Here is a 7,039-nt window from a genome sequence, read left to right as displayed (position 1 = left end):
ACCATTCGAGGTTTTAGAGATTTCGATAGTGAGTTGTCGATAGCAGGAATTATCTTTAACAACGTTAATTCGGTTAGACATAAAAAATTAATCGAAGAGGTTTTTAAAAATGAAGATATAGAAATCCTTGGTTTTTTACCATCTGATTCAAGAATAACTTTAAACAAAGCAAATTTAGGTTTGATATCTCCATTCGATAATGGCGAAGAAATTGATGTTGAATATTTTGCAAGTTTCGCCGAAAGAAATCTTGATATGTTTTCTCTAAGTAAATTTCTGATATCTCCTCAAAAGAAAATATTTAAATCGGTTAGTGTTGAAGATTTTAAAATTGACAAAAGTAAACCTATCGCAATTGCAGAAGATAAAATCTTTCATTTTCAATACCCTGAAACTAAGGAGTTTTTGAGTGAAATAGGCATACCTTTGATTTCATGGAGTATTTATGATGATGAAGAAATACCTAACGAGGCTTCTTCTTTAATTATTCCTGGTGGGTTTCCTGAAAAATATGCTGAGCAAATAAGTAACTCTAGAAAAAGTTTAAATTCGTTAAGGAAATTCCGCAAAAATGGATTTATATATGCAGAGTGCGGTGGGATGATGATTCTTGGAGACTTAATAAAAGATGAAAATGGTAATAATCATAAAATGAGTGGCATCCTACCTTTTAAATCAAAAAAAAGTAAACTTTCAGTAGGTTATAGATATATTGAGGGTTTAAAAGATACTCCGATTATTAAACAAAATCAATTAATTAGGGGACATGAATTTCATTACTGGGAAATTGAAAATAATTATTTATCTGAATTTGATTTAAAAAAAACTGATTATCAGCGTAAACTCTCTTCTCCGTGGAAAATTAAATCTTGGGAAACTGAATACAAAAATGAAGGCTTTTTTGATGATAAATTACATGCAAGTTGGATTCACTTACATTTGCCTAGTTCTCAAGAAGTTGCAAAAAACTTTATAAATGCGACTCAAATTATTTATTCAATGGATTCTTAATTTATTATCAAATCAAATATTTTAAGAGGGGAACCTAAAAAAAACATTCCAGGCAAAGTAATTAATGGTCCCAAAAAACTCCCCACAATAACCTCAAATTTTGTGTGACCTAGGGTTTCTTTTAGAAGTAATTCAGATTTAGGGTCTAGTTTCTTTGATAGCTTATTGATTTCTGCAGCTTGAATACCAGCTGATTTTCGAACACCACTAGCGTCATACATAACTATAAGGGCGACTGCAACTGATAATGCGAATATTGAGCTATCAAATCCTAATTCATAACCTATACCAGATGAAGCACCAGTTATTAAGGCGGAATGACTCGAAGGCATCCCTCCTGTCTCGAACATAATTCTAAATTTAATCTCTCCAGTTGAAAAGAAATTGAATACAATTTTAAAAAATTGAGCCAGTAAACAGGACAATAAACTCCAGAAAAGAACTGAATTATTAAAAAAGGCAAAAAACTCAGACATAAATTAAAACTATTTATCTGTCTCTATTTGTAATAAAGTCAGCTAGGGATATTAAATACTTTGCATCTGAACCCCAAGGTTCAAGTGCATTTTTTGCTTTTTCTACTAAATGAAATGCTCTTTTCTTTGACTCCTCCATCCCAAGTAATTTAGGGTATGTAGTTTTGTCAGCTAAAAGATCTTTACCTGCCGTTTTACCAAGTTTTTCACTGCTCGAAGTTAAATCAAGAATATCATCTATAATTTGGAAGGCTAATCCGATTCCCTCTGCATATGTTGTCAGAGCTTGTAATAGTTTTTCGTTGGCACCTGCAATCATCGCGCCTGTTCTTACGCAAGCTTTTAATAAAGCCCCAGTCTTGTGAAGGTGAATATACTCTAGGGTTTTAAGGTCTACTTCTTTGCCTTCGCATTCTAAATCAACAACTTGTCCTCCTACTAGACCCGGTGCACCTGCAACCAAGGAAAGTTCACCAACTACATTTAATAATCTAGTTGGATCAACTCCTGGACTTCTTAAAGAGACCATTTCAAAGGCTCTAGTTAATAAAGCATCGCCTGCGAGAATAGCTAATGCATCTCCATAAACTTTATGATTAGTCGGCCTACCTCTCCTCAAGTCATCATTGTCCATAGAGGGCAAGTCATCATGAATCAAGGACATTGTATGAATCATTTCTATCGCTACCGCCGTAGGAACAGCTAGAGAAGGTTCTCCTCCGGCCAGTGAACAAGAGGCTAAGCATAAAATAGGACGTATTCTTTTTCCTCCAGCCAAAAGAGAATATCTCATTGACTCCCTAAGTATTTCTGGGTTTTCGGGTCCTAGGGAGAAATCAAGTGCTTCTTCTACAATTTTTTTTGCAGTTTTAAGATATTTTTCAAAATCTGAAATGTTATTTAAAACGTCAGTCATTTCATACCTTTAAAAATAATTTTTTTCATCTTAGATTTATGGCAAAAGGTCATTTAGGGTTGATGATAAACCAAATTTTTTTTGCCAGCTAAAAATAGTATTTACCAGTAACATTGTTACGGTCATTGGGCCTACACCTCCTGGAACAGGTGTGTAAGCAAATACTTTAGGAATGACATCTTCTAATAATACATCGCCACATAATCTGGTTTTGTTTTTATCAGAAATTTTTAATCTATGTATCCCAACATCAATAATCACTGCTCCCTCTTTTATAAAACTAGAATCTACAAGATTAGGTTTCCCTGCAGCAGCAATTAATATGTCAGCTTCTTTACAGACTTTATTTAAATTTAATGTTTTTGAATGAGTCATTGTTACTGTCCCATTAAGGTTTAAAAGCATAAGCGAAAGGGGTTTCCCAACTAGTAAACTTCTTCCGATAACAACAATTTTCTTTCCTTCAATTGTAATATTTTGGGATCTTAATAAATTGATAATTCCTGCTGGTGTACATGATCTCATCGCAGGCTCATTTTTCACTAATTTGCCAATGTTTATCTCATTTAATCCATCTACATCTTTGTCTGGATTAATATAACTTATCAGTCGTTGCTCATCAAACTTCATTGGGATGGGGAGTTGGAGCAATATCCCATCAATATCTTTGTCAATGTTTAGTTTTTTTATTAATTGTTCTACTTCTTTTTGCTCTGCATTATCTTTTAGATGAAAGATATAGCTCTTTATTCCAACCCTTGAACATGCTTTTTCCTTGTTATTAACATAAACACCACTCGCAGGGTCTTCTCCTATTCTTATTACAGCTAAACCAGGAGATCTTTTGGCAATTTTTTTATTACTGGAAATATAGTTATTTAATTTTTCCTCAATTTCAAGAGATAATTTTTTACCGTCTAATTTTAATGACATTTAGAAAAACATCTCCTTTTTACACCTAGCATGCCTATAATTTTAAATTAATCAAATAGATTTAATTATATTCTGTGCAAAACCTTACATCTACCTTAAAAAAATTGTTTTATCTGTGGAGGAGGAGTCAAGTTCCAATAAAGCAGCCAACAAGAATTTCAAAAATTGATAATCTCATAATTTTTTTAATATGCATTTTAATTTCAATAATTTCCTCTTATAAATTACTTGTTTTTTCGCCTTTAAATATCTCAGATATTTTTTCTTGGTTTTTGACCTTTACTGAAGCACTTATTAGTTCTGGGATTTTGATATTAGTTGCAAAAAAAGAGAATCCTACAATTTCTTCAAGACAGATTATCTTGATCATAACTCTTCTTTTAGCAGTACAAGCTTCGAAATTATCCTTGGCTTCAACCATAAGTCCATTATCTATTATAATTCCACCGGCATTAATAATATCTCAAGGTATGGGAAGCATAACGGCGTTAAGTTGGGTTTCAACAGCGAGCCTTATTTGGCCTAACCCAGCAATTGCTATAAATAATAATTTATTTTTTATTTTATTAGTCTGCGCTTCAGTAGTATCTCTACTTGGAGGAAGAATAAGAAGTAGAGCTCAGTTACTTCAACTCTCAATTTTTGTTTCCATTGGATCTTTTTTAAGTCAATGGATATTAATAGGTAAAGATAAAATATCTCTTGTTGACAAACAAGAATTTGTTTTTGCTAAAGGAGATATATTTTCAGATTCTCTGTTATTAGCAATAGTAATGCTTTTTACTATATTATTTATTCCTATTTTTGAATCGATTTTTGGATTGTTAACTAAAGCTAGATTACTCGAATTGGCTGATAAAGAGAAACCTCTTATTAGAAGATTGTCTCTTGAAGCTCCTGGTACTTTTGAACATACCTTACTTATCTGTGGTTTAGCAGAGGAAGCAACAAGAATGATTGGTGGTGATATCGATCTAATTAAAACTGGAGCGTTATATCATGATGTTGGTAAATTACATGCCCCTAATTGGTTTATTGAAAATCAGGATGGATCAAAAAATCCACATGACGAAATAGATGATCCTATTAGAAGTGCAGAGGTATTACAGGCACATGTTGATGAAGGATTAAAGTATGCAAGAAAAAATAGGCTCCCTAAACCAATTGCAAATTTTATCCCAGAACATCAAGGCACTCTAAAAATGGGATATTTTTTTCATAAAGCTAAAGAAAAAAATATCAAGATTAATGAAAATGATTTTAGATACAATGGTCCTATTCCTCAGTCAAAAGAAACAGCTATTTTAATGCTTGCTGATGGATGTGAAGCAGCACTAAGAGCTATGAATATTAATGCAACTGATAAACAAGCTTTGGAAACAATATCTAAAATTATCTACTCACGTCAAAAAGATGGCCAATTAGATGATAGTAATTTATCAAAGGGAGAAATTTTTTTAATAAAAAGGGCATTTTTGAATGTATGGAAAAGAATTAGACATAGAAGAATTCAGTATCCAACTAGCAAGAACAATACTTTTTCTTAATTCTAAATTTATAGCCTGATACTTCTTCGATGTTTTGGATTACACCAATATAGAAGAGCCAACGTACTTAATAATGTTGTAAAAAGTGTAAACCCACCAATTCCAAATATGTCTTGAAGAGTTATAAGCCTTACTACTGAGTAAGGACCCATACCAGAAATTACCATTGATAGAGATACTAGAGTTAAAGTTACTCCCCATTTCCTCTCTGCTAAAAGAGCTGCTGAAGAAACTATTCCAACGATCGCAGCAGGCCAACCAATACTTATAGCAAGAGTTATATTCGCAACTTTTAGTGGAGGCCCATAACTTATTATTAATGCGATTATTGGAAGTGCAATTATATTGCTTATTAACCCAACCCACGAAAGTACCCAATATCCTAGTAACCTTTCTCTCATTATTTACTGCTTTAGTTATTTTTCAATCTACAGTATTGAGAGACTATTTTTAATGCTACTTAATAATCCTAAGAAATAATTTAATTTGCAGGATTATATAGAAATATTTTTCTCAGAATTTTCTAAATTATCAAATTGTGGGTGAATTGATTTTTTTTTCTCAGAGAATACAAGCCTATTTAAAGCATTAACGTAAGCATTAGCAGCAGCAACTACAACATCCGTGTCAGCAGAATGACCAGAATATATCTTATTATCCCTTCTAATTCTTATGGTTACTTCGCCCAAAGCATCAATACCTTCTGTCACCGACTTTACAGAAAATTCAATTAATTCATTAGGAACTTTAGCTAATTTATTTAAAGCCTCGCAGACAGCATCAACAGGTCCAGTACCTAATGATACAGCAGTATCCTCAGTATTATCTTCCGTGTTTAAAAGAGTGATTGTTGCAGTAGGTTTAGATGCGTTACCGCAACTTACTTGTACAAGACTTAATTGAAATTTAGCTTCTGGAAGCTGTACTTGTTCACTAACAATTGCTTCTAAGTCTCTATCAGTAATTTCTCTTTTCCTATCAGCTAAATCCTTAAAACGAGCAAAAGCATCATTTAAGTCTTCCCGGCTCAAGTCATATCCCATCTCTTCTAATCTTGCTCTTACTGCACTTCTTCCACTGAGTTTTCCCAAAGATATTTTGTTGTTACTCAAACCAACAGTTTTTGCATCGATAATTTCGTAAGTTAGTCTATTTTTTAAGACTCCATCCTGATGAATGCCTGACTCATGTGCAAAAGCATTAGCTCCCACAATTGCTTTATTAGGTTGAACAGTCATTCCAGTAAGGTTGGAAACGAGCCTAGATGTTTTTGTTATTTCTTCTGTTCTTATAGCTGTAAGAGGAGTTGGAGACTCTGAATTTCTTTTGAAAAAACTGTTAAAAAAACTTTTCCTAACATGCAATGCCATTACTAATTCTTCTAGAGAGGCATTCCCGGCTCTTTCACCAATTCCATTAATAGTACATTCTAGTTGTCTTGCCCCATTTTTTACTGCCTCTAGAAAATTGGCAACTGCTAAGCCTAAATCATTATGACCATGAACCGAGATTACTGCCTCATCAATATTTGGAACATTTTTATTAATATCCGCTATTAATTTGCCAAATTCACTTGGAGTTGTAAACCCAACAGTATCAGGGATATTTATTGTTGTCGCTCCTGCAGAAATTGCTAGTTGAATTACTTCGTATAAAAATTCAGGATCACTCCTTGAGGCATCTTCACAAGAAAACTCGATATCATCTACCAATCCTTTAGCATAATTAACCATTTCTGGGACTATTTGAAGAACATCTTTTCTGGATTTTTTAAGTTTATGTTTAAGGTGAATATCACTTGTAGCAATAAAAGTATGTATTCTTTTCTTGGGAGCTGGACTTACTGCTTCATAACATGCTTCTATATCAGCCTTGGACGCTCTAGCTAAACCGCATATAATAGGACCATTTTCTTTCCCTACAGCATTGGCAATTTTATTAACTGCTTTAAAATCTCCGGGACTTGCGTAAGGGAATCCAGCCTCAATAACATCTACTCCTAATCTTGCTAATTGATGCGCGATAGCAAGCTTTTCTTCAAGATTTAAACTAGCACCAGGAGATTGCTCTCCATCACGAAGAGTTGTATCAAAGATCAAAATTCTTCCAGGATCTTTGGACATTAGCAGGAATCACTTAAACTTTATATTAAGCTA

7 protein-coding genes are annotated in these 7,039 nt (G+C 33.2%); 2 read left to right on the top strand and 5 right to left on the bottom strand.

Translation table 11 applies throughout. From position 1 onward, the window contains the following. A partial coding sequence (locus EU96_RS08555; protein WP_032525713.1) for a cobyrinic acid a,c-diamide synthase occupies positions 1 to 1,011 on the top strand: 1,011 nt, incomplete at its 5' end. On the opposite strand, the gene EU96_RS08560 is transcribed toward EU96_RS08555, so the two are convergent. The 3 genes from EU96_RS08560 to folD are packed head-to-tail and all read right to left on the bottom strand — an operon-like array spanning position 1,008 to position 3,336. Beyond that, positions 1,008 to 1,487, bottom strand: a complete 480-nt coding sequence (locus EU96_RS08560) for a divergent PAP2 family protein (RefSeq protein WP_032525707.1) — start codon at positions 1,485 to 1,487, stop codon at positions 1,008 to 1,010. The two genes, EU96_RS08555 and EU96_RS08560, sit on opposite strands and share 4 nt — an antisense overlap. Before the next feature lie 13 nt (positions 1,488 to 1,500). After that, entirely contained in the window at positions 1,501 to 2,403 is a 903-nt protein-coding gene (locus EU96_RS08565; protein ID WP_032525706.1) for a polyprenyl synthetase family protein, read from the bottom strand. Between the two features lie 36 nt (positions 2,404 to 2,439). After that, positions 2,440 to 3,336, bottom strand: coding sequence for a bifunctional methylenetetrahydrofolate dehydrogenase/methenyltetrahydrofolate cyclohydrolase FolD (gene folD / locus EU96_RS08570; RefSeq protein WP_032525705.1), 897 nt, complete (start codon positions 3,334 to 3,336; stop codon positions 2,440 to 2,442). A gap of 74 nt (positions 3,337 to 3,410) precedes the next feature. On the opposite strand from folD, the gene EU96_RS08575 reads away from it, so the two are divergent. Beyond that, positions 3,411 to 4,883: an HDIG domain-containing metalloprotein gene (locus EU96_RS08575; RefSeq protein ID WP_032525703.1), complete on the top strand. Its 1,473-nt coding sequence runs from the start codon at positions 3,411 to 3,413 to the stop codon at positions 4,881 to 4,883. Between the two features lie 8 nt (positions 4,884 to 4,891). On the opposite strand, the gene EU96_RS08580 is transcribed toward EU96_RS08575, so the two are convergent. Then, positions 4,892 to 5,284, bottom strand: coding sequence for a hypothetical protein (locus EU96_RS08580; RefSeq protein ID WP_032525701.1), 393 nt, complete (start codon positions 5,282 to 5,284; stop codon positions 4,892 to 4,894). 93 nt (positions 5,285 to 5,377) lie between these two features. Continuing rightward, complete coding sequence (locus tag EU96_RS08585) at positions 5,378 to 7,006, bottom strand: 2-isopropylmalate synthase (RefSeq protein ID WP_032525700.1); 1,629 nt, start codon at positions 7,004 to 7,006, stop codon at positions 5,378 to 5,380. Positions 7,007 to 7,039: the final 33 nt, after the last annotated feature.

Origin of the sequence: Prochlorococcus marinus str. MIT 9302, assembly GCF_000759975.1 — a bacterium.
Classification (GTDB): Bacteria; Cyanobacteriota; Cyanobacteriia; order PCC-6307; family Cyanobiaceae; genus Prochlorococcus_A; species Prochlorococcus_A marinus_M.
Note: the sequence above shows the minus strand (reverse complement) of the source record. Positions and strands in the feature narration are given on the sequence as shown.